Below are 21,760 nucleotides of genomic sequence, written 5' to 3'. Positions count from 1 at the left end.
GGGAACGGCCCTCCTCAACCCCCGGCTTGTGCCGGGGGCCTCGTCGGTCCGTGTTGCCACGAGATATCGGCCAGGCAAGGTCGCGCTTCCCTCACGCTGCAATACGCTGCCGGGTGGGATGCCTCTGGCGGCAACATGTTTCCCCAAAAAGAAGACCGCGCTTAAAGATTTATTAGGGTTGTTGTGCTTTCGTGTGCTTCAAGCGCTTGCCGGGTGACGCCGGTTTCCGGAACACGAGCGGATATTCGGGCCTTTGCCGAAGACAGCCCCAACAGGGCCAAGGCAGGCCGGTTCCATGCCCATTGCCCCGCATTCCTGCGGCGCCGCAGTCCTTTCGAACAAGGAAGACAAAACGCTGAGCTTTACGGCTTCTGCCAGCGCGCGAGGGCGTCCTCGTCCTCGTCGCGGGCCGCAACCCATGCCGCACCGTCGGGCGTGACTTCTTTCTTCCAGAACGGGGCGCGGGATTTCAGGTAATCCATCAGAAACTCTGCCGCCGCGAAAGCATCGGCCCGGTGGCGCGACGCAGTGGCGACCATCATGATCGTTTCACCCTGCCCCATTCGGCCGAAGCGATGCAGGATGAAGGCATCGGTAAGCGACCAGCGGTCCATCGCCTCCTGTGCGATCTTTGACAGCGCCTTTTCGGTCATGCCTGGGTAGTGCTCGATCTCCATCGCATCGAGATCGCCGGTCGCCACGTCGCGCACGATGCCGGAAAAGCTGACCACCGCGCCCGCATTGTCCTGTCGGGCTGCAAACCGGTTGAGCATCTCGCCCATATCAAATGTCTCGGCCTGAACGACAATCTCGGGCATTTCAGCCCCCTGTCATCGGCGGAAAGAAGGCCACTTCCTTCGCACCCGCAATCGGCGCACCCAAATCCACCAGTTCCTGATCCACGGCGGCACGAATTGCCTTGAGGTCGGAAAAGGCTAAGGCATAGCCCTCGTCCCGCGCCTTCAATTCCTCGATCAGTTCGGCCACTGTGGTTGCCGCGGTTTCAAGGCTCTCATGGCCAGTGCCCACGCGCTCGCGCAGCCAGGCGAAATAGCGCAGCTCAATCATGGGGCTCCTCCCTTAGATGCGGCATTGCCTTGGCGAGATAGTCCACCCCCGTCACCACGGTCAGACCGGCAGCCAGCCAAAGAAGGATTATGCCCCCGAAATAAGCCCGGTTGGCCCACTGACTGAGCGCGACGAGGTGAAACTCGTCCTCAACTTCTCCGGCGAATATCTGCGCAACAATTTCGGGCGACATGCCGATCACGTTCATGCCGAAATGGTGTTCAAAGATGCCATAGGAAAACAGCACCGCGATGGCGATCATCTGAACGGTTGTCTTCCATTTGGCCAGCTTCGTAACCTGCAGCGTTCCCGCCTTGTTGCCCAAAAACTCCCGCAGGCCGGAAACGAACACCTCTCTGAACAGGATCGCGGCGACCGGCAGGATCAGCAGCGTCTGGAAGCCGAAAAGCCCCATCAGGGTGGCCAACGCGATGACCACCATCGCTTTGTCGGCAATCGGGTCGAGCATCGCGCCGAAGCGGCTGTGCTGTTTCCAGAGCCGCGCCAGATACCCGTCGAGCCAATCGGTCAGGGCCGCCGTCACGAAGAGGATCAGCGCCACCCAATCGGCGTAGGGGCGCGGCAGGATCAGGAAGATGATCGCAACGCCGGGGGCTGCGGCAAGCCGCGCAACAGTCAGGATATTTGGCAGGGTCCATCTCATGGGCAAGCATTAGCGCGGTTGCGGGGGCTGGACCAGCCCCGGCAGCACTGCACCGTGGGAATTTGCACCACAGTGATCACCCCTTTTCATGGAAGAAGTCGTAGATCGTTTCCGCCAGCGCATCCGAGATCCCGTCGACTGCCTTCAGGTCGGCTAGATCCGCACGACCCACGGCCTTGGCGCTGCCAAAATGGGCCAGAAGCGCGCGTTTTCGGGTGGCGCCGACGCCGGGCACGTCGTCAAGCGGCGTCGCCCCCACGGCCTTGGCGCGTTTGGCGCGGTGAGTACCGATGGCAAAGCGGTGCGCCTCGTCCCGCAGGCGCTGCACGAAATAGAGCACCGGGTCATTGCGTTTCAGGGCAAAGGCGGGTTTGCCCATGCGGTGGAATTCCTCTTTGCCCGCATCGCGGTCAATCCCCTTGGCGACGCCAATAAAGGGCACGTCGTCAATTCCCAGATCCGCAAGGATTTCTGCAACCGCGCTGACCTGGCCCGCACCACCGTCGATCAGCAGAAGATCGGGCCATGCGTCGCTTTCGCGGTCAGGATCTTCCTTCAGCAATCGCTTGAAGCGGCGGTTCAGCACTTCTTTCATCATGCCGAAATCGTCGCCGGGTGTCAGGCTTTCGTCTTTGATGTTGTACTTGCGATACTGGCTTTTCAGAAAACCTTCGCGACCGGCCACGATCATACCGCCAACGGCGTTGGTGCCCTGGATGTGGGAGTTGTCGTAGACTTCGATCCGCTCGGGCGGTTTTTCCAAGCCGAAGGCCTCTGCCAATCCATCCAGCAACCTGCCTTGAGTGGCGGCCTCGCTCATCTTGCGGGCGAGGCTTTCGCGGGCGTTCCTTGCCGCGAATGAGACCAGCTCAGCCTTTTCCCCACGCAGGGGCACCAACAGTTCCACCTTGCGGCCGCGTTTGTCGGACAGCGCCTGAGCCATCAAGTCGGCGTTCTCGATCGGATGACTCAACAGGATCTGTCGGGGCGGGTCTTTCTCGTCATAGAACTGGCCGAGGAACGCCTCCAGCACCTCGGCCTCTTCCGCGCCCGAGCCGGTACGCGGGTAGAAATCGCGGTTGCCCCAGTTCTGGTTGGCGCGGATAAAAAACACCTGCACGCAGGCTTGCCCGCCTTCCATATGCAGTGCCACGACATCGGCCTCGGCCACGCCGCGCGGGTTGATGCCTTGCACGCCCTGCACCACGGTCAGCGCCCGGATGCGATCACGCAACGCAGCGGCGCGTTCGAATTCCATCGCGTCAGAGGCGGCCTGCATGTCACGCGCCAGTGCTTCCTGGATATGGCCGCCATTGCCCGACAGGAACCGTTCAGCATCCTTCACGGACTGCGCATAATCCTCTTCCGAGATCAGACCAACGCAAGGGCCGCTGCATCGCTTGATCTGGTACAGCAGACAGGGCCGTGTGCGGCTGTCAAAGGTCGCGTCAGAGCAGTTCCGCAACAGGAACACCTTTTGCAGCTGATTGAGTGTCCGGTTGACCGCGTCAGCGCTGGCGAAGGGGCCATAATAGTTGCCCTTTTCCTTCTTCGCGCCGCGATGTTTTTTGATCTGGGGGAACCGATGCGCGGCCGAGACGAGGATGTTGGGGAAGCTCTTGTCGTCGCGTAGCAGCACGTTGTAGCGCGGTTTCAGCTGCTTGATCAGGTTCTGTTCCAGAAGAAGCGCCTCGGTCTCGGTGCGCGTGGTCAGGAACATCATCTCGGTCGTTTCGCGGATCATCCGGGCGATCCGCGCGCTATGACCTGTGGGCTTGGCATAGTTCGCGACACGCTTTTTGAGATTGCGCGCCTTACCCACGTAAAGCACCCGCGACTGCGCATCGAGCATTCGATAAACACCCGGAGAGCCGTCAAGCAACTTCAGGTACGAGGCGATCAGATCGTGGCCGGTCAGCGGCGTATCGGGCGGCGTTTCAGACATCGTGATCCAGTTGAAGCGATTCCATTGCCGGCTGCAACGATCAGCCGGCGGGTTCAAGAAAAACCTTGTCCACGGTTTCTGTGGATAACCTTAGGGATAAAATGTTGGGATCGGCGATTTTTCCTTGTATTTGGCAGGGTTCATCGTTTTGCCTAATTTTTAGGCAATACTTTAGGGCACTGAAAACAAAAGATATTTTTCTTTCCACAGGACAGGTAAGGAACCATGTCATAGAAGCGTCACGCGCCTGTTACCATAGGGCTAACGGTGGAAAACTGCTGGCGACCTGCCGAAAAAGACGGGTGCGGGCCTATTCAACGCCCAGGATATCGGGGGTTTGCCAGGCCAGGTGCTGGCCGCCATCGACACAGATTAGCTGCCCCGTCACGCTGCGCGCGTGAAGGAAATAAAGCAGCGCCTGAACAATGCCCTCTGCATCCGCACCACGGCTCAGAACCGTTGCCTTGCGCTGACGTGCAAAATGGCTGTCGGACTGGCGCGCGCCCTGCATGGTGGGACCAGGTCCGATCGCATTGACCCGCACATTCGGGGCCAGTGCCTGCGCGGCAGTGCGGGTAAAGGCCCACAGCCCCATCTTGGCGATTGTGTAGCTCATGAATTCGGGCGTCAGCTTCTGCACCCGCTGGTCGACCATGTTGACCACCAGCCCCCGCGCTTGTGGTTCACCGTTCTCGTCAGGCTCTGCTGGGGGCATCTGGGCAGCCAGTGCCTGCGTCAGAACCATCGGTGCGCGCAGGTTCGATTCAATATGACGGTCCCAACTGGTGCGGGTCATCGACTGAATGTTGTCGTATTCAAAGACCGACGCATTGTTAACCAGCACTGTCACCGGCTGGCCGAGTGCCTCAACCACACGAGGAAACAGCGCCTGAGTCTGGTCCTCGTTCAGCAGATCAGCCTGCAAGGCCACCGCCCGGCGGCCAAGCGCACGGATGTCCGCAACGGTGGTCTCGGCCTCATCGGTGGACCCGGCATAGTGGATCGCCACGTCATGGCCTGCCTCTGCCAAAGCAAGCGCCATGGCCCGGCCAAGCCGTTTCGCCCCACCTGTAACAAGTGCCGTCATGGCCAATCTCCGCTTAGCTCAGAACGCTGGCCACATAGAGGATGTAAAGCGCGCTGAAGACCAGCCCCGTAATGCGTCCGAAAACCCAACGGTGATAGACAAAGGGGATCAGCAGCAGCGACGCGGCAAGCATTATCCACAGATCGAAGTGCAGGATTTCGGGGTCAACCGGAATGGGCCCGACAAGCGACGCAACGCCGATGATGCCCAGAAGGTTAAAGATGTTCGAGCCGATCACATTGCCTAGCGCCACCTCGGCATGGCGGCGCAGGGCGGCCATCACCGTCGTGGCCAGTTCCGGCAGCGAGGTGCCGACGGCGACAAGCGTCAGACCAATTGCGGTTTCACTGACCCCAAAGGCGCGTGCGATCACCACGGAACTGTCCACCAGCAGATCGGCGCCCAAAGGCAGGCCGATCAGGCCGAGCAGCAGGAACACGAAGATCTGCCACCAGGGCATGTCGGGGTCGGCGCCCTCTACATCCTCCAGCTCTTCCAGCGCTGCGGCGGCTGCACTGTCGCGTTTGTGGCGACGCGCGCTCCAGGCAGCTTCGCCCAGCATCACTGCGAGCCCGGCGAGCAGGATCAGGCCGTGCCACCAGATAAACGGCCCGGCAAAAGCCAGCGCAATGAAAGCCAGCGTCGCAACGATCATGATCACGAAGTTGCGTCGCGTGTCGCAATTGCTGGTGTCGAGCCCGGACAGCAGTGCGGGGATACCGAGCACCATCAGCACATTGGCCGTGTTGGACCCCACCACATTGCCCAGCGCCAGCCCGGGCACGTCATCCAGAATGGCGCTGATCGAGATCAAGAGCTCGGGTGCCGAGGTTCCGAAGGCCACGATGGTCAAGCTGACAATCAGCGCCGGGATGCCCAGACGAAGGCTCAGGTTCACCGCACCCCTGACCAGCGTGTCCCCCGCGAGAAGGAGGATCACCAGGCCAAGTCCCGCCAGAAGGAATTCGGTAATCAGCACTTAGCTGCGCCCCTCGTTGCAATTGCGGCACGCCCCGCCAGTCACGTTGATCTGCCCGCAGGTGCGGCAGGTGCGGGGTCGTGGCAGGCTGCCGCTTTTGCGGCGCCCCGAAACGCGCCGCGCCCCGCCAGGCCAACGCAGCCGTCCGAACATGGCCAGAACCGCCATGCCTATGAGAAAGAAAGTTGCAATCTTGACCAGCATGTCAGAGCCCGTACCGCGCCCAGGTGGCGCGATCCTCAACCTGGCCCAGGGCCTCTGCCGTCAGGCTTGCGCCAAAGCGCTGAAACAACCCGCGCTTGGGGCCGTGAACGGCAAAACGGGTCTTGTCGCCGTAAAGCTCTTTCATCTTGGGCACCAGATGGGCGATGCCATCGGCCAGACCAAGATCGACGGCACGCTGGCCTACCCAGAATTCGCCGGTGAAGATATCGGCGTCCGCCGACAACCGGTCGCCCCTTCGCGCTTTCACATGGGCGATGAAGCTGTCGTGAATCTGCGCCTGAAGCCCTTTCAACCGTTCAACATCTTCGTCCCGCTCGGGCCGGAACGGGTCCAGCATGGACTTGTCCTTGCCCGCCGTATGGACGCGTCTTTCGATGCCGTGACGGGTGATGAATTCGTGCAGGCCGAAGCTGGCAGAGATCACCCCGATGGAGCCGGCGATAGAGCTGTCATCAAGCCAGATGTGATCGGCCGCACAGGCCAGCCAGTAACCGCCCGAGGCCGCCACATCCTCGACAAAGGCATGAACGGGCAGCTCCTTCTCCTCGGCCAGCCGCCGGATACGGGCGGCAATCAACGAGGATTGCGCAGGCGAGCCGCCAGGTGAGTTGATGACCAATGCCACCGCCTTGGGCTTGCCCTTGGCAAAGGCCTTTTCGATGACAGGTGCCATGGCCATGTCGTTCAGCACCCCGGCCCGGCTGCCGCTGGCAATAGGTCCGGTCAGCCGGATGACGGCGACCAACGGGTCGGATGACATAAATGGGATGAAGCGTTTCATAGAGGCCCATTTAGCCACGCCCCCGGCACCCGGCAAGGGCGACCCTTGCGGAATGCCGGTTCTGTGACCTGCCAGTCGCAGAAACTCTTGAAAAGACCCCTATTGCGCGGTCCAGCCGCCGTCCACGGGAATGGCGGTGCCAGTCATGTTGTGGGCCATCGGATCACAAAGCCACAGCGCCAGCCGCCCAATCTCGGACGGGTCAGAGGTGCGACGGGTGGGCTGCTTTTCGGCCAGCAGATCGGCAATCGCCGCGTCTCGGTCGCCACCGATGATCTGGGCACGCGCCTCGATCTGCGGCGCGATCAGCGCGGTTTCGGTCCAGCCGGGGCAGATGCAGTTCACCGTCACGCCGCCCGAAGCCTTGCTGCCCGCCGTCGCATATTCCAAAGCTGCCACCTTGCTGAGGCCAATGATCCCGTGCTTGGCCGCCACATAGGGCGCCTTGTGCACCGATCCGATCAGCCCCTGGACCGAGGCGATGTTCACCACCCGTCCAAAGCCGCGATCGGCCATCACCGGCAAGGCATGTTGCATAGTGTGAAAGGCCGCCGACAGGTTCACGGCAATAATCGCGTTCCAGCTGGCGCGTGGCATGTCGGCAATCGGCGCAGGGTGCTGGATACCGGCGTTGTTCACAAGGATATCGGCCCCGCCCCAATCGGCAACCGCCGCCATCAGCGCATCAATCTCTTCGGGCTGCATCAGGTCGCCGGGGAAGAAGCGGACCTCACTTGCGCCAGCGCCCGACAGGGCCGCGCTTGCCTGCTCAATCTGCGCTTCATCGGCGATCCCATGCAGCGCGATGCGCGCACCGGCTCCGGCCAGCGCCTCAGCAATCGCAAAGCCGATCCCCTGCACCGATCCGGTGACTAGCGCCGTTTTTCCCGAAAGATCCGTCATCTGTCATTCTCCAGCAGTTTGCGCAGTTCGGTTTTCAGCACCTTGCCGTAATTGTTCTTGGGCAGCGCCTTGACCCGACGATACTGTTTGGGCCGCTTGAACCGGGCGATATTCTCAAGGCAGAGCTGATCGAGTTCCTCCGGCCGCGCCTGACCGACATAGAAGGCCACTACCTCCTCGCCCCATTCGGGATGCGGTTTGCCGACGACCGAAGCCTCTGACACGGAGTCGTGCATCAGCAGCACTTCCTCCACCTCGCGCGGGTAGATGTTGGACCCGCCAGAGATGATCATGTCCTTGGATCGGTCCTGCATGGTGACATAGCCATCGGCGTCCATGAAGCCCATGTCCCCGGTCATCAGCCAGCCATTCACCAGCGTCTTGGCGGTGGCCTCCTCGTTTTGCCAATAGCCGGGCATGACGGTGTCGCCCTTGACCATGATTTCTCCATGTTCGCCCGGCGGCAGCGGGTTGCCCTCGGCGTCGCCGATCCGCACCTCGACCGCCGATTGGGCGCGCCCGACGGAGGCGAGGCGCTGCCGCCACCGGGGATGGCTGCGGTCGGTCACGTCGTGGCGGGAAAGCGCGGTGATCCCCATCGGGCATTCGCCCTGTCCATAGATCTGCACGAAGACCGGCCCGAAATGGTCCACAGCTTCGACAATATCGGCGACATACATCGGCCCGCCCGCATAGACGACCGTCCGCAACCCTTCTCCGCTTTCGCCGGTCGCTTTCGCGATCTCGGTCATACGTTTGACCATGGTTGGGGCGGCGAACATGTGGATGCGCCCATGATGCTTGGCCAGCGCGAAAATCTCGGCCTCATCAAAGCCGCCTGACGGCGGGAAAACGTGGCGCGTACCGGCCCGCACATGCATCAAGTTGTAGATCCCGGCCCCGTGGGAAAGGGGTGCGGCGTAAAGCGCGGCGTCGTCGGGGCTGACCGCATCGGCATCGACCTCGTAACACAGCGCCATGGAGATCAGCATCCGGTGGGTGATCATCACCCCCTTTGGCCGCCCGGTTGTGCCGGAAGTGTAGAAGAGCCAGGCCAGATCGTCCGGGCTGCGGTCCTGCGGGGGGATCGGGTCGGCAGCGTAGATGGCATCCATCCCGGTGCCGATATCGACAATCTCACCGGTCGCCTCTGCCTCGCGCAAATCTTCGACCATGCCGGGGGAGGCGAAGGTCAGCCTGGTGCCGGAATCGCCGATAATCCACGCGGCCTCTCGCCCGTGCAGCTTGGCGTTGATCGGCACAACCGCCGCGCCCGCGTACCACGCGCCATATTGCACGATCAGGTAGTCGGGCACGTTCTTCATGAACAGCGCCACCCTGTCACCGGGGCCGATGCCGTTCGCCGCCAGCCAGCCTGCCACGGCAGCAGCTTTCGCGTGGAAGCCGCCATAATCTTCTACAAGATCTGTTCCAAGATACATCGCAGGACGGTCGGGGCTGACCTGAGCCATGCGGTGAAGCCAGAAGGAGATGTTCATCAGGCGCGCTCGGCCTCGAATATGGTGCAATAATTGGCGACGCCAGAGCCGCCCATATTGAACACCATACCCAAAGACGCGCCGTCTTGCTGCATATCTTCTGCGGTTCCCGTCACCTGCCGCGACACCAGAACATGCATAGAGACACCCGTGGCCCCAACCGGATGCCCCTTGGCCTTCAGCCCGCCAGACAGGTTCACAGGCAACCGCCCGTTCCGCATGACCGCGCCCTCGCGCAGCAGGGTCTCGCCCTGCCCCGGCGCGGCCAGCCCCATGGCCTCGTAAATCATCAGCTCGGCGATGGTGAAACAGTCATGCACCTCGGCCACATGCAGATCATCGAGCGTCACGCCACCTGCAAGAAACGCCCGCCGGAACGCCTCTCGCGGGCCTTCGAACGCCGTCAGGTCCCGGCGCGACATGGGCAGGAAGTCGTTCACCTGCTCCGCCGCCCGCAGACGCACGGCGCGGGGCATGGTCTTGGCCACATCATCTGCCACGAGCACGATGGCCGCCGCCCCGTCAGACACCAGTGAGCAATCGGACATCTTCAGGGGTGCCGCGATCATCGGGTTGCGTTCGCTTTCGGTCGCGCAGAACTCGACCGGCAATTCCTTGTGCAATTGCGCCAGCGGGTTCGCCATGGCGTTGGCGTGGTTCTTGGCGGCGATCATCGCCAGCGCCTCGGTCTTGTCGCCGTATTTGTCGAAATAGGCCCGCGCGAAGCCCGCAAAGACGGCGGGGAAGGACAGGCCCGCCTCCTCCTTCTGATAGGCCGCGTGGCCGAGCGCGGCGGCAACGTCGCGGGTGGGCAGGTGGGTCATCTTCTCAACACCCAGAACCAAAGCCACCTTAGCCTCGCCCGCCATGATCGCATTGCGCGCCGCGAAGACGGCGGCAGAACCGGACGCACAGGCGTTTTCCAGCCGCGTTGCGGGGGTGAAGCGCATCGACGGGTCAATCGACAGGGCCATCGAAGCAGGGAACCCATCGGGCACCATGCCGCCGTTGAAATGGCCCATCCAGATGCCGTCCACCTCGCCCGGAGCAACACCGGCATGGGCCAGCGCCTCGCGCCCCGCTTCTACTACAAGATCTTCGACCCCCTGCCCGTCCAGCTTGCCGAACTTCGTGTGGCCCCAACCGACGATATGAACCATGGCTGTTCCTCCCTAAGATGCTGGCGGCAGGATGCGCCTGCACGCGGCACCGGGCAATTCCGTAGAACTACGGGGGCGATCACGGGGTATCCCCAAAGCCGTGCATTCGCGCTAAAGCTAATGGCATGGACCCGCACGCCCTTGCCTTTACCCACGCGCCGCTTGGCCTTGTCCTGTTGGAAAACCGGGTGATCCGGGCTGCCAATCTGCGCTTTGCCGAGATCTTTGCCGGGCCAGTGGAGGGATTCACGGGCATGGACATGGCGCGGCTTTACCCGTCGGTGGAGGACTACCAGAGGATCGGGGCGCGGGGTCTGGCGGCGATGCGCGAAAGCGGCACCTATGACGATGAACGGATCATGCAGCGCCTGACAGGGGAGCTCTTCTGGTGCCGTGGCCGGGGCAGATCCCTGACGCCGGACGACCCGTTCGCACGCGGCGTCTGGTCGTTCTCGGACCTGTCAGAGGCGCGCCCCGTGGTACAGCTGACCCCCCGCGAACGGGAGGTGGCGATGTTAACCGGGCAGGGCCTGACCTCGAAGGAGATCGGTCGCAAGCTGGACCTATCATACCGCACGGTGGAACAGCACCGCGCCCGTCTGCTGAAGAAGTTCGACGCCCGCAATATCGCAGAATTGGTGGCGCGGTTTTCGGGGATGCCGTTTTAGCGGGTCAGGCAAACCTCACCGAAACCGACCCGAACGACCCGTAATCGGCGTGGATATTCGTGCCCGGCGGGCATTCCACCGGGGCCACGAACGACCCCGCCAGAACCACCTGGCCCGCCTCCAGATGCTGGCCGTAGCGGCCCATGCGTTCTGACAGCCAGACAATGCCCATGACGGGATCGTTCAGCACCGCCGCACCAAGCCCCGTGGCCACCACCTGATCGTTCTTCGTCAGGATCGCGCCGACCCACCGGAGGTCGAAATCCTCGGGCGCGTGGCGCTGCCCGCCCAGAACGATGCCGCCATTCGCGGCGTTATCCGCCACGGTGTCGAAGATCTTGCGCGACTGGCCGGTCACGGGGTCGGCGCGCTGAATGCGGGTGTCGAGGATCTCGATAGCGGGGGCCACGTAGTCGGTCGCGGCCAGCACTTGGTCACGCGTCACCGCGCCCCTGAGCGGAGCCTTCAGAACAAACGCAATCTCCGCCTCGATCCGGGGTTGAATGAACCGCCCTGCGGGCACGGTACCGCCATCAGCGAAATCCATGTCGTCATAGATGACACCGCTATCGGGTGTGTCGATGCCAAGGGCGTCTTGCATGACCTTGGACGTCAGGCCGATCTTCCAGCCGATAATGCGACGGCCCTCGGCCAGTTTGCGGGCCATCTGGGCGGATTGGATCGCATAGGCATCATCCAGCGTGATGCCAGGATGGCGCAGCGACAAAAGCCCGATCTGGCGCTGCTCGGCCTCTGCCTGCAACAGGTCCTCGGCCGCTTGCGTGACCTCGGCCTGCGTCAGCATCCTTCGTCCTCCACCCCGTTGCGCAAGGTGCCAATGCCTTCGGCCTCCACCTCGATCACGTCACCGGGCTGCAACCAGATCGGCGGATCGAACCGCGCGCCTGCGCCGGTGGGGGTGCCGCAGACGATCACATCGCCGGGGACCAGAGTGGTGAAGGTCGAGACATAGTTCACGATATAGCGGAAATCATAGAGCATCCTGCCCGTGCGGTCTTGCTGCCGGACCTCGCCATTCACGCGGGTGGTGAGTGCGATATCATCGAGCTGCGAGGCATCCCGGAACGGCACCAGCCACGGGCCGATAGATCCGGACCGGTCCCAGTTCTTGCCTTGCGTGACGTTGAACTTCGCGTGACGTACCCAATCGCGGATCGTACCTTCGTTGCACAGGGTCAGGGCGGCGATGTGATCATAGGCGTCTTCGCGCGCAATGCGGCGGCCACCCTTGCCTATGACAATGGTCACTTCGCCTTCGTAATCCAGCTGTGGCGATTCCGGCGGGCGGATCAGGTTTTGCCCGTGGCCGACGAAGCTGCGCGGGAAGCGGATGAACATGGACGGCTTGCCGGGCGCGGCTTGCCCGTCCTTGTATTCGGCATTCCGGTCGGGGAAATTCACGCCGATGCAGATGATCTTTTCGGGCCGTGCCACCGGGATCAGGTAGCTTATGTCTTGCTCCTGAAAGGTCGGGGGCTGCGTGTCAGCGGCGGCGATGACCTCCTCCAGCGCACCGGATTCCACCACGTCCTGTAGGGTTGCAAACCGGGCACCAAACTGCGGGGTCATGTCGATGATGCCGGCATCGGTCACGACGCCATAGCGATCAGCACCGTCAGCATGGAACGCGGCGATGCGGGCGGGGATATCTTTCATGTCAGACACCTTTCACGGGGCAATGATGGGCTGCGATGCCAGATCGCTGTCGACCAGATCGGCCCCATCAAAGACCGACCCAAGCTCGAACCAACTGCGTGGCGCGGGCGCACCCCAGAGCGTCTGGCGCTGCGGGTCTTTCAGATCCCATTTGATCGGCTCGTGATCCGGGTCGATGGTCTGGTAGTCTGAACAATAGATCTCGGTCCGATGACCGTCCTTGTCGCGGATGTAGAGGAAGAAGGCGTTGGAAATCCCGTGCCGCCCCGGCCCGCGTTCGATGTTTTCCAGGTAGCCCGAAGTCGACATCAGGTCGAGCAGGTCGATGATGTTCAACGGTGTCGGCACCCAGAATGCAACATGGTGCAGCCGCGGCCCGGTGCCGTTGGTAAAGGCAATGTCATGCACGCCGCCCTTGCGGTGCATCCACGCGGCCCAGGACCGACCGGTTTGTGAGTCCTCTGTATATTCCGTTACGCGGAAACCGATGTCGCTGTAAAACGCCACGCTTTCATCCACATTCGATGAGAACAGGTTGAAGTGGTCGATGCGGAGCGGCTTGACCCCTCGGTACAGCTTGTATTGCTGGTGGATCGGCGGCAACCGGTCCATTTTTGCGTAGAACTCCAGCGGCACTCCGAACGGGTCGCGCGTGGCCAGAACACGGCCCATGAAGGGGCGCTCGATCCACGAGACGGGCAGGTCGCGGGCGGCAAACCAATGCGCGGCCTTGTCCAGATCTTCCTCGCTCCAGACCTTGAACCCAAGACTGCCCACGGACCCGGAATCCGCCCGGCGCAGGATCAGGCAGTGATGGCCCCGTTCCTCCATCGCGCGCAGATAGATCGCGTCTGCATCCTCGTGCGTGACTTGCAGCCCGAGCGTGTCCACATAGAACCCCCGCGACCAGTTCAGGTCCGTCACGCGCAGTTCTACATGGCTAAGACGGACGATATTGAAGGGCGGTGTCAGGTTGGGCGCTGGAATCGGCATAGGTTCCTCCGACTGTTATACCGTGCGCAGCGCAAGGCCGCATTTGATTGCTTTGTTAAGCATCTGCCCGCGCTGAGTCAACATCAAAGGGCGCGATCCACCTAGGGCCGTTCCGGTGATGGCCACTAGATGACGGGAAACACCATGCTGTCCTTTACGGTGCCATAGGCGAAGCTGGTGTCGATGGACCCGATACCGCCAACGCGGTGCAGGCGCGCCCGAATGAACGCTTCGTATTCATCGAGCGACGCGACAACGACCCGCAACTGGTAGTCGGTCTGGCCGGTCATGACATGGCATTCCAGCACTTCTTCCATCCGGCCGACCTCTCGTTCAAAGGTCTGAACGGTGGCTTCATCATGGCGTTCCAGCTGAATGCGAACGAACGCGGTGATCGGCAGCCCATAGGCTTTGGCATCCACACGCGCCGAATATCCCTGGATGACGCCCGCTTTTTCCAGAATGCGCACCCGGCGCAAGCAAGGAGAGGGCGACAGGCTGACCGCTTCGGCCAGGTCTTGATTCGACATTCGGCCGTCGCGTTGCAGGGTGCGAATGATCTGGCGGTCTTTTTCGTCCATATCGGCTCTCATAATGGCAGTTTATGCCAAATAGTATTCATCTATTGGCATATTTCGCAATATCTGGATGTAAGTTCAGAAATATCCTGCCCCAAACAGGAGATTCCCAGATGACCGATCCCAAAGGCTTCGCCACACGCGCTATCCACACCGGATACGACCCCTTGCAGAATGAAGGGGCCCTGACGCCGCCGCTGCATCTGACATCGACATTCACTTTTGAAACCGCCGAGGTCGGGGCCGAGCTGTTCGCCGGGGAACGCGCCGGTCACATCTATTCGCGCATATCAAACCCGACGCTCGACCTGCTGGAACAGCGCATGGCGTCGCTGGAAGGGGCCGAGGCCGGTCTGGCCCTGGCGTCGGGCATGGGAGCGGTCACATCGGTCCTGTGGACGCTATTGTCACCGGGCGATGAGGTGATCGTGGACAAGACACTCTATGGCTGCACCTTCGCCTATATGCATCACGGGCTGCGCAAGTTCGGGATCACCATCACCCATGTCGACCTGACCGAACCAGACAACCTGACCGCAGCGATGACCGACCGCACCCGCGTGGTCTATTTCGAAACCCCCGCAAACCCCAATATGCGGCTGGTGGATATCGCTGCGGTATCCAAGATCGCCCATGCAGGAGGCGCGCAGGTTGTCGTCGACAACACTTATGCCACGCCCTACCTGACCCGCCCGATAGCGCTTGGCGCTGATCTGGTGCTGCATTCGGCCACCAAGTATCTGGGCGGGCACGGCGACCTTGTGGCAGGCATCGTCGTGGGCCGGGCCGAGCAGATCACCGAAATCCGGCTTGTCGGCATGAAGGACATGACAGGTGCCGTGATGGCGCCCTTCAACGCGATGTTGATTATGCGCGGACTGAAGACGCTTGCGCTTCGGATGGACCGGCATTGTGCCTCTGCCCAAGTGGTTGCGAACTGGCTGGAAGGTCATCCAGAGGTCGCCAAGGTGCACTTCCCTGGGCTGGAAAGCTTTGATCAGCACGCTTTGGCCAAGCAGCAGATGACACAGCCCGGTGCGATGATCGCGTTTGAACTGAAAGGCGGGATGGATGCCGGTCGGCGGATGATGAACAACCTTGGCATGATCGCGCGGGCCGTGTCGCTTGGCGATGCAGAAACCCTGATCCAGCACCCCGCCTCGATGACCCATTCCACCTACACGCCCGAAGAACGGGCAGAACATGGCATCAGCGACGGGTTGATCCGGCTGTCGGTGGGGCTGGAGGATGTGGAAGATATCCTTGCCGATCTCCACGGCGCCTTGTCCCCAAGGCTGAGTGTTGTAGCTGGCTGACACCGCTTATAGCCCTAGACTGCGACCAACTTCGACTCAGCATCAGGAAGACACATGACCTTTCACATCGGCATCGGCCCCAACCTGCGCAAATCCGCCTATTTCGACGCAACGGTTCGCGACGGAGTGCGCAGCTTCTCGGTCTACAATCACATGCTGATCCCCGGCCATTTCGGTGACCCTGAAGCCGAGTATGACCGCCTGATCAACGGTGTTGCCATGTGGGATGTGGCGGCACAGCGGCAAGTGGAACTGTCGGGACCGGATGCGGGACGCCTTGCGCAGTATCTGACCCCGCGCAATCTGGCGAAAACCCGAATCGGTCAGGGGCGTTACGTGCCGCTTTGTGACCATGACGGCTGGCTGATCAATGATCCGGTTCTGCTGAAACTCTCCGAAGACCGCTATTGGCTGTCGGTTGCCGACAGCGACATTCATCTTTGGGCAGCCGCCATCGGGCGCGAACGGGGCTGGGATGTTCAGGTCTCTGAACCCGATGTCTCGCCACTTGCCATCCAGGGGCCCAAAGCCGTTGATCTGGCCGCCAAGCTGTTTGGACAGCAGGTTCGGGACTTTAAGTATTTTGGCTTTGCTGAGACCGATCTTGACGGAATTCCACTGGTTCTGGCGCGGTCTGGTTGGTCAAAGCAGGGCGGGTACGAGCTCTATCTGCAGGACAGCCTCTGCGGTATGGCCCTGTGGGACAAGGTCAGGGAAGCCGGGCAGGAGTTCGGGATCGGCCCGGGCGCCCCTAACGACATTGAGCGACTGGAAAGCGGGCTGATTTCCTATGGTGCCGACATGCGCTGGCAGGATCACCGCGCCAATCCGTTTGAGATGGGCTTTGGCCCGCTGATAGACCTGACCAGCGACCATGACTTCATCGGCCGCGCGGCGCTGGAACGGATGGCGCAATCTGCCGCCACCCGCACCCGTATTGGCCTGATCATCGACGGCAACCCGACACCGCCAGGTCATCCGGTGCCGCTTGGCCAGGGCGAAGACGAGGTCGGAACCGTCAGCGAATTCGCCTTTTCCCCTCGGCTTGGCAAGACTATCGGCGTTGCGCTGATCCGGGCCGATCTGGCGGGATCGACTGCGCCGCTTCACGTCCGGGTCGGTGGGCAGGACCATACGGTTCGCCAGACCGGCATACCCTTTATCTGAGCCTCCTGAGGACCGTCATGACCACCGACCTGACCCATCTCTAAGCGGTTGAACAGCGGCTTTTGTGGCTGTCGCACTGGATGATCCACAACGCCAATCACATCCGCCCCAAGGTGGACGGGATCAAGATCGGCGGGCATCAGGCCAGTTCTGCTTCGATGGTGTCGATCATGACGGCGCTCTATTTCTCGGCCCTGCGGCCAGAGGATCGGGTGGCGGTCAAGCCTCATGCCTCGCCTGTCTTTCATGCGATGCAGTATCTGATGGGCAATCTCGACCGCGCGCGGATGGAAAACTTTCGCGGGCTTGGTGGGGTGCAAAGCTACCCGTCCCGCACCAAGGATGTGGATGATGTGGATTTCTCCACCGGGTCTGTCGGGCTCGGTGTTGCCATCACCTCGTTCGCGTCGCTGGTGCAGGACTATATCGCCGCCAAGGACTGGGGCGCCGGCCTGCCGCTTGGCCGCATGGTTGCGCTGGTTGGCGACGCGGAACTGGACGAGGGCAATATCTACGAGGCCCTGCAAGAGGGCTGGAAGAGCGATCTGCGCAATTGCTGGTGGATTATCGACTATAACCGCCAGTCGCTGGACGGGATCGTGCGTGAGGGGCTGTTCGGCCGGGTTGAGAAGATTTTCGACGCCTTCGGCTGGGACGTGGTGCGGGTGAAATACGGCACCCTGCAACGCGCTGCGTTTGAGGAACCGGGCGGCGACGCCTTGCGCAATTGGATCGACGCCTGCCCGAACGCGGAATATTCGGCGCTGACCTATCAGGGCGGTGAGGTCTGGCGCAAACGGCTGATGGACGATCTGGGGGATCAGGGCGATGTGACGGCTTTGATCGAGCGTCGGTCCGACAGCGAACTTGCGGCGCTGATGGAAAACCTCGGCGGCAATTGCGTGGAAACGATGGCCGAGACCTTCGCCGCCATCGACCATGACCGGCCAACCTGCTTCCTGGCCTATACAATCAAGGGCTGGGGCACGCCGATAGCGGGACACAAGGACAACCACGGCGGCCTGATGACCAAGGCGCAAATGGCCGGGTGGCAGGCGCATATGGGCGTGACCGAGGGAGAGGAATGGGAGCCGCTTGCAACCATCCAGAACCCCGACGCCTTCCGCGCCTATCTGTCCAAGGTGCCGTTCTTCGCCAAGGGTGCGCGGCGCTATTGCGATGACCAACTGCCCGCGCCCGCGATTTCCATTTCCACGGATCGAGAGATCTCGACCCAGACCGCGTTCGGCAAGATCCTCGACGATTTGGCGAAGGGTGACAGCACGCTGGCCAGCCGGATCGTCACGACTTCGCCCGATGTGACCGGCACCACCTCGATCGGACCTTGGGTGAACCGACGCAAGCTTTTTGCCCGCAAGGCCCAGACCGATGCCTTCATCGAACATCGCATCCCCTCCACCGCGAAATGGAACTTCGCGCCCGAGGGCCAGCATATCGAGCTTGGCATTGCGGAAATGAACCTCTTCCTGCTTCTGGGCGCGGCGGGGCTGTCGCACAGCCTGTTCGGCAAGCGGCTAATCCCCATTGGCACTGTCTATGATCCGTTCATCCATCGTGGCCTCGATGCGCTGAACTATGCCTGCTACCAGGACGCGCGGTTTATGATTGTGGGCACGCCCTCGGGCGTCACGCTCGCCCCCGAGGGCGGCGCGCATCAGTCCATCGGCACACCACTCACCGGCATGGCACAGGACGGGTTGGCCAGTTTCGAACCCGCCTTTGCCGACGAACTTGCGGTAATCATGGAATGGGCCTTCGACTACCTGCAACGCGACGGAGAGGGCGACCCGGATGAGCGCACATGGCTGCGCGATGAAACGGGTGGATCGGTTTTTCTGCGGCTCACGACCAAGCCGCTGGAACAGCCCGGCAAACGTCATGACAACGCCTTCCGGCAGGGTGCGATTGACGGCGCCTATTGGCTGCGCCCGCCAGGGCCGAATTGCGATGTGGTGATCGCCTATCAGGGGGCCGTGGCGGATGAGGCTATCGCGGCGGCGGGCATGATCGGCGGCGCACGGCGGGACGTGGGCGTTCTGGCCGTGACCTCGGCGGACCGACTTAATGCAGGATGGACAGCCGCTCAGCGAGAACGTGCACGTGGCAACCTGGCGGCGACCGCCCATATCGAGCGGCTGCTCGACCCATTGCCCGCCCATTGCACATTGGTCACCGTGCTGGACGGCCATCCCGCCACGCTTGGCTGGCTCGGGTCGGTTGCCGGGCACCGCACCATTGCACACGGGGTGGAACATTTCGGCCAGACCGGCACCATAGGCGATCTCTACCAGCACTTCCGGCTGGACCGGAACGCGCTGGCCGATTCCGCGATCCGGCTGACCATGGGCGCGCAACCACGGTGACTGGCCCCCCATCGCCCCGGCCCTTTTCGCATTCCGGTCGTCGCAAGGGCACTGTAGACTAGCGCCATGCCATCGCTTTGCCGTGACTGTCTGACCCCTTTTGAGACCGGCGCCCGCTGCCCTGCCTGCGGACGGCCAAGGATCGTGTCACACCCGGAGCTGTTTGATCTCTCCATCGCGCATATGGATTGCGACGCCTTCTATGCCTCGGTCGAGAAGCGCGACAATCCAGACCTGCGCGACAAGCCCGTGATCATTGGCGGCGGCAAGCGGGGTGTGGTTTCGACCGCCTGCTATATCGCTCGGATCAAGGGCGTGCGGTCGGCCATGCCGATGTTCAAAGCACTGGAGCTTTGCCCCGAAGCAGTCGTCGTGCGTGGCCGGATGGAGGTCTATGCCGCCGTTTCCAAACAAATCCGCGCGATGATCGAGGAGATGACGCCCTCTATCGAACCCCTGTCGCTCGATGAGGCGTTCATGGATTTGACTGGCACCGCGCGGCTGCATGGCCGCCCGCCCGCCGTGATGCTGGCGCGGCTGGTCAAGCGCATGAAGGAGGAGATCGGCATTACCGGCAGCATCGGCCTGTCCCACAATAAGTTTCTCGCCAAGATCGCCTCTGACCTCGACAAGCCGCGCGGGTTTTCGGTGATCGGACAGGCCGAGACGATGGATTTTCTGGAACAGAAACCGGTGCGCATGATCTGGGGTATCGGCGAGGCCGGTCAGGCATCACTCGACAAGGTGGGCATCCGCACCTTCGCCGACCTGCGCCGGTGGGACCGGGAAGATCTGGTGGCACGCTTCGGGTCGATGGGGGACCGGCTGTGGCATCTGGCGCGCGGGCAGGACCGGCGGCGCGTTAGCCGCGATGCGCCGATGAAAAGCATTTCGTCGGAGACGACGTTTTTCGAGGACACAGCCGATCCTGATTTGCTGGACGGGCACCTGTGGCGGCTGGCCGAGAAGGTGTCGGACCGGCTGAAAGCCAAGCGGCTGGCCGGGCGTGTGGTGGTGTTGAAGCTGAAGCGATCTGACTTTCAGCTGATCACCAGGCGGCGCAGCCTCAGCGACCCTACCCAGATCGCCGACCGAATCTACCGCGCCACGAAAGAGCTGTTCGACACTGCCCCCCATACGAAACCCTACCGGCTGATCGGTGTGGGGCTGGCGGATCTGCTGTCAGAGGATATGGCCGACCGGTCCGGCAATCTTCTGGACCCACAGGAAGCATCCCGCATCAAGGCCGAACGCGCGGCAGATGAGATTCGTAAGAAATTCGGGGGCGACGCGATCCTGAAGGGGCGATCGCTGCGCTAACGGCGCGCGCAGCGCCAGCACGCGGTTTCGAAACCGCGTCCCCTACTCCGCCGCCATCGGCAAGGCATCCTCGCCCCGGATCATCTGGCGCAGCACCCCGGTCACCAGTTTCTTGACGCTTTGGAAATTGCCATTCGGGCGGATCAGCTGTTCGTTCATATATAGCGAGCGGTTGATCTCGATCTGCACGGCGTGGCGCCCCCGCGACGGTCGCCCGTAATGCTGCGTGATATAGGCTCCGGCGAAGGGGCTGTTACGGCTGACCACCAGCCCGGCGGCGGAAAATCCTGCGTCCAGGCGATCGACGATACCCGCCCCCGCCGACGCACCGAACCTGTCACCCAGAACCACGTCAGGCCGCGCCTGTCCAGGATTGCGCGAGAGCGTGTCCAGTGCCTCGTTCGGCATCGAGTGGAAGTCGAGCAGCACCGCCTCGCCGGTATCCTGCAGCGTCTCACGCACCAGCCCTTCAAGGCAGGCGTGATAGGGATGCCAAACCTTGTCGATCCTCTCCTCCGCCTCTTCCTGGCTCAGCTTGCCGCGATAGATCACACGGCCACCCGCCACGACCCGTGGGATCACCCCGAGCCCCGAACTGATGCGCGGGTTCACGGCGCTGCGCCGCACCCCGTCGATTACCGCAGGGTCCAGCTCATCATTCGACCGGTTCAGATCCAGAAACGCGCGGGGGTATTCGGCTGCCAGCAGAGGTGCGCCTAGCGCCGGGGCCTCCGCGACCAGCATATCAACGAAGGCGTCCTCAGACGACCGGATCGCCCGTTCGTCCAGAACTGTCCGGCGAATGAAGCTCCACGGGTAGTGGCGCCCGGAATGGGGCGACGCAACGATAACCGATCCGACCTGGGTTTCAGGTCTTTCAAGCCGATAGGCTGCGCGGTATTCGGTGGTCTCGGTCATGGGATTTATCATTACCCGAATTTTGTGCTGTCAAAAGCCCTTGAACACCTTCCCGACTCCTTTTATAGACCGCCTACCCAACGTGGCAGGGGCCGCGGCTGGCATGTATGTGCCGGCCTGGTCGTTGCGATTTCGGGGGCGATTAGCTCAGCGGTAGAGCACTTCGTTGACATCGAAGGGGTCACTGGTTCGATCCCAGTATCGCCCACCATCTTCCCTTGGTAACAAGGGGTTAACCCAAAGGCGCATCGCCGCGCCGCGACGAAGGAGAGGCCAGATGAAGGTCAAGAACTCGCTCCGCTCGCTCAAGCAGCGTCACCGCGATTGCCGCGTCGTGCGCCGCAAGGGCCGTGTCTACGTCATCAACAAGACGCAGCGCCGGTTCAAAGCCCGCCAGGGCTGAGCCACAGCAGATTTCGCATGCAAAA

General features: G+C 62.1%; 22 protein-coding genes and 1 tRNA gene. 7 read left to right on the top strand and 16 right to left on the bottom strand.

The features are described from left to right. Positions 1 to 362: 362 nt before the first annotated feature. The 11 genes from ACROHD_RS08950 to ACROHD_RS08900 form a co-directional block, all read right to left on the bottom strand. Positions 363 to 818, bottom strand: coding sequence for a molybdenum cofactor biosynthesis protein MoaE (locus tag ACROHD_RS08950; protein ID WP_432677304.1), 456 nt, complete (start codon positions 816 to 818; stop codon positions 363 to 365). A gap of 1 nt (position 819) precedes the next feature. Then, on the bottom strand, positions 820 to 1,068 hold the full coding sequence (moaD, locus tag ACROHD_RS08945; protein WP_432677303.1) for a molybdopterin converting factor subunit 1: 249 nt from the start codon (positions 1,066 to 1,068) through the stop codon (positions 820 to 822). Then, positions 1,061 to 1,732, bottom strand: a complete 672-nt coding sequence (pgsA, locus tag ACROHD_RS08940) for a CDP-diacylglycerol--glycerol-3-phosphate 3-phosphatidyltransferase (protein ID WP_432677302.1) — start codon at positions 1,730 to 1,732, stop codon at positions 1,061 to 1,063. The genes moaD and pgsA overlap by 8 nt, the downstream gene beginning before the upstream one ends. A 76-nt stretch (positions 1,733 to 1,808) precedes the next feature. After that, positions 1,809 to 3,677, bottom strand: coding sequence for an excinuclease ABC subunit UvrC (uvrC, locus tag ACROHD_RS08935; protein WP_432677301.1), 1,869 nt, complete (start codon positions 3,675 to 3,677; stop codon positions 1,809 to 1,811). Positions 3,678 to 3,987: 310 nt separating this feature from the next. After that, entirely contained in the window at positions 3,988 to 4,764 is a 777-nt protein-coding gene (locus ACROHD_RS08930) for an SDR family oxidoreductase (protein ID WP_432677300.1), read from the bottom strand. Positions 4,765 to 4,777: 13 nt separating this feature from the next. Next, positions 4,778 to 5,740, bottom strand: a complete 963-nt coding sequence (locus ACROHD_RS08925; protein WP_432677335.1) for a calcium/sodium antiporter — start codon at positions 5,738 to 5,740, stop codon at positions 4,778 to 4,780. Between the two features lie 3 nt (positions 5,741 to 5,743). Beyond that, on the bottom strand, positions 5,744 to 5,947 hold the full coding sequence (locus ACROHD_RS08920) for a hypothetical protein (RefSeq protein ID WP_432677299.1): 204 nt from the start codon (positions 5,945 to 5,947) through the stop codon (positions 5,744 to 5,746). A gap of 1 nt (position 5,948) precedes the next feature. Beyond that, positions 5,949 to 6,749 (bottom strand): S49 family peptidase, encoded by an 801-nt coding sequence (locus ACROHD_RS08915; RefSeq protein WP_432677297.1) that lies wholly within the window; start codon positions 6,747 to 6,749, stop codon positions 5,949 to 5,951. A gap of 99 nt (positions 6,750 to 6,848) precedes the next feature. Next, positions 6,849 to 7,652, bottom strand: a complete 804-nt coding sequence (locus ACROHD_RS08910; protein ID WP_432677296.1) for a 3-hydroxybutyrate dehydrogenase — start codon at positions 7,650 to 7,652, stop codon at positions 6,849 to 6,851. Beyond that, entirely contained in the window at positions 7,649 to 9,151 is a 1,503-nt protein-coding gene (locus tag ACROHD_RS08905) for an AMP-binding protein (protein ID WP_432677295.1), read from the bottom strand. The genes ACROHD_RS08910 and ACROHD_RS08905 overlap by 4 nt, the downstream gene beginning before the upstream one ends. Then, positions 9,151 to 10,311 (bottom strand): acetyl-CoA acetyltransferase, encoded by a 1,161-nt coding sequence (locus ACROHD_RS08900; protein ID WP_432677293.1) that lies wholly within the window; start codon positions 10,309 to 10,311, stop codon positions 9,151 to 9,153. The genes ACROHD_RS08905 and ACROHD_RS08900 overlap by 1 nt, the downstream gene beginning before the upstream one ends. A 125-nt stretch (positions 10,312 to 10,436) precedes the next feature. On the opposite strand from ACROHD_RS08900, the gene ACROHD_RS08895 reads away from it, so the two are divergent. After that, entirely contained in the window at positions 10,437 to 10,979 is a 543-nt protein-coding gene (locus tag ACROHD_RS08895) for a helix-turn-helix domain-containing protein (protein ID WP_071691335.1), read from the top strand. Between the two features lie 4 nt (positions 10,980 to 10,983). Here ACROHD_RS08895 and hpaH read toward each other — a convergent pair whose 3' ends face one another. The 4 genes from hpaH to ACROHD_RS08875 all read right to left on the bottom strand — a co-directional run bounded on the left by hpaH (position 10,984) and on the right by ACROHD_RS08875 (position 14,230). Continuing rightward, on the bottom strand, positions 10,984 to 11,784 hold the full coding sequence (hpaH, locus tag ACROHD_RS08890; protein ID WP_432677292.1) for a 2-oxo-hept-4-ene-1,7-dioate hydratase: 801 nt from the start codon (positions 11,782 to 11,784) through the stop codon (positions 10,984 to 10,986). Then, positions 11,778 to 12,656, bottom strand: a complete 879-nt coding sequence (locus ACROHD_RS08885; protein ID WP_432677290.1) for a fumarylacetoacetate hydrolase family protein — start codon at positions 12,654 to 12,656, stop codon at positions 11,778 to 11,780. Before ACROHD_RS08885 ends, hpaH begins: the two co-directional genes overlap by 7 nt. 12 nt (positions 12,657 to 12,668) lie before the next feature. Next, on the bottom strand, positions 12,669 to 13,649 hold the full coding sequence (gene hpaD, locus ACROHD_RS08880; RefSeq protein WP_432677289.1) for a 3,4-dihydroxyphenylacetate 2,3-dioxygenase: 981 nt from the start codon (positions 13,647 to 13,649) through the stop codon (positions 12,669 to 12,671). 125 nt (positions 13,650 to 13,774) lie between these two features. Continuing rightward, complete coding sequence (locus tag ACROHD_RS08875; RefSeq protein WP_432677288.1) at positions 13,775 to 14,230, bottom strand: Lrp/AsnC family transcriptional regulator; 456 nt, start codon at positions 14,228 to 14,230, stop codon at positions 13,775 to 13,777. A 110-nt stretch (positions 14,231 to 14,340) separates the two neighbouring features. Between ACROHD_RS08875 and ACROHD_RS08870 the strand changes: the two genes are divergently transcribed. From ACROHD_RS08870 to ACROHD_RS08855, 4 genes are all read left to right on the top strand, one after another. Continuing rightward, positions 14,341 to 15,543 carry a methionine gamma-lyase gene (locus ACROHD_RS08870; protein WP_432677287.1) on the top strand — a complete coding sequence of 401 codons (1,203 nt, stop codon included), beginning with the start codon at positions 14,341 to 14,343 and terminating at the stop codon, positions 15,541 to 15,543. 54 nt (positions 15,544 to 15,597) lie between these two features. Continuing rightward, a complete protein-coding gene (locus ACROHD_RS08865) occupies positions 15,598 to 16,710 on the top strand; it encodes a glycine cleavage T C-terminal barrel domain-containing protein (protein ID WP_432677286.1) in 1,113 nt (370 codons plus the stop codon). A 62-nt stretch (positions 16,711 to 16,772) separates the two neighbouring features. Further along, complete coding sequence (locus tag ACROHD_RS08860) at positions 16,773 to 19,094, top strand: transketolase (protein ID WP_432677284.1); 2,322 nt, start codon at positions 16,773 to 16,775, stop codon at positions 19,092 to 19,094. A gap of 66 nt (positions 19,095 to 19,160) precedes the next feature. Further along, on the top strand, positions 19,161 to 20,414 hold the full coding sequence (locus tag ACROHD_RS08855) for a DNA polymerase IV (RefSeq protein WP_432677283.1): 1,254 nt from the start codon (positions 19,161 to 19,163) through the stop codon (positions 20,412 to 20,414). A 42-nt stretch (positions 20,415 to 20,456) separates the two neighbouring features. Here the strand turns inward: ACROHD_RS08855 and ACROHD_RS08850 are convergent, their stop codons facing one another. Next, the gene (locus ACROHD_RS08850; RefSeq protein WP_432677282.1) at positions 20,457 to 21,332 is read right to left on the bottom strand and encodes an N-formylglutamate amidohydrolase; all 876 of its coding nucleotides are present in this window, start codon (positions 21,330 to 21,332) and stop codon (positions 20,457 to 20,459) included. 136 nt (positions 21,333 to 21,468) lie between these two features. Here ACROHD_RS08850 and ACROHD_RS08845 point away from each other — a divergent pair. Together ACROHD_RS08845 and ykgO are read left to right on the top strand one after the other, a co-directional pair. Beyond that, a tRNA-Val gene (locus ACROHD_RS08845) sits at positions 21,469 to 21,543 on the top strand. A 66-nt stretch (positions 21,544 to 21,609) separates the two neighbouring features. Continuing rightward, positions 21,610 to 21,735 carry a type B 50S ribosomal protein L36 gene (gene ykgO / locus ACROHD_RS08840; RefSeq protein ID WP_012177066.1) on the top strand — a complete coding sequence of 42 codons (126 nt, stop codon included), beginning with the start codon at positions 21,610 to 21,612 and terminating at the stop codon, positions 21,733 to 21,735. Positions 21,736 to 21,760 lie beyond the last annotated feature (25 nt).

It is taken from the genome of Nioella aestuarii (assembly GCF_050896395.1).
Lineage (GTDB): Bacteria > Pseudomonadota > Alphaproteobacteria > Rhodobacterales > Rhodobacteraceae > Nioella > Nioella aestuarii.
This window is presented reverse-complemented; position numbering and strand designations above follow the sequence as displayed.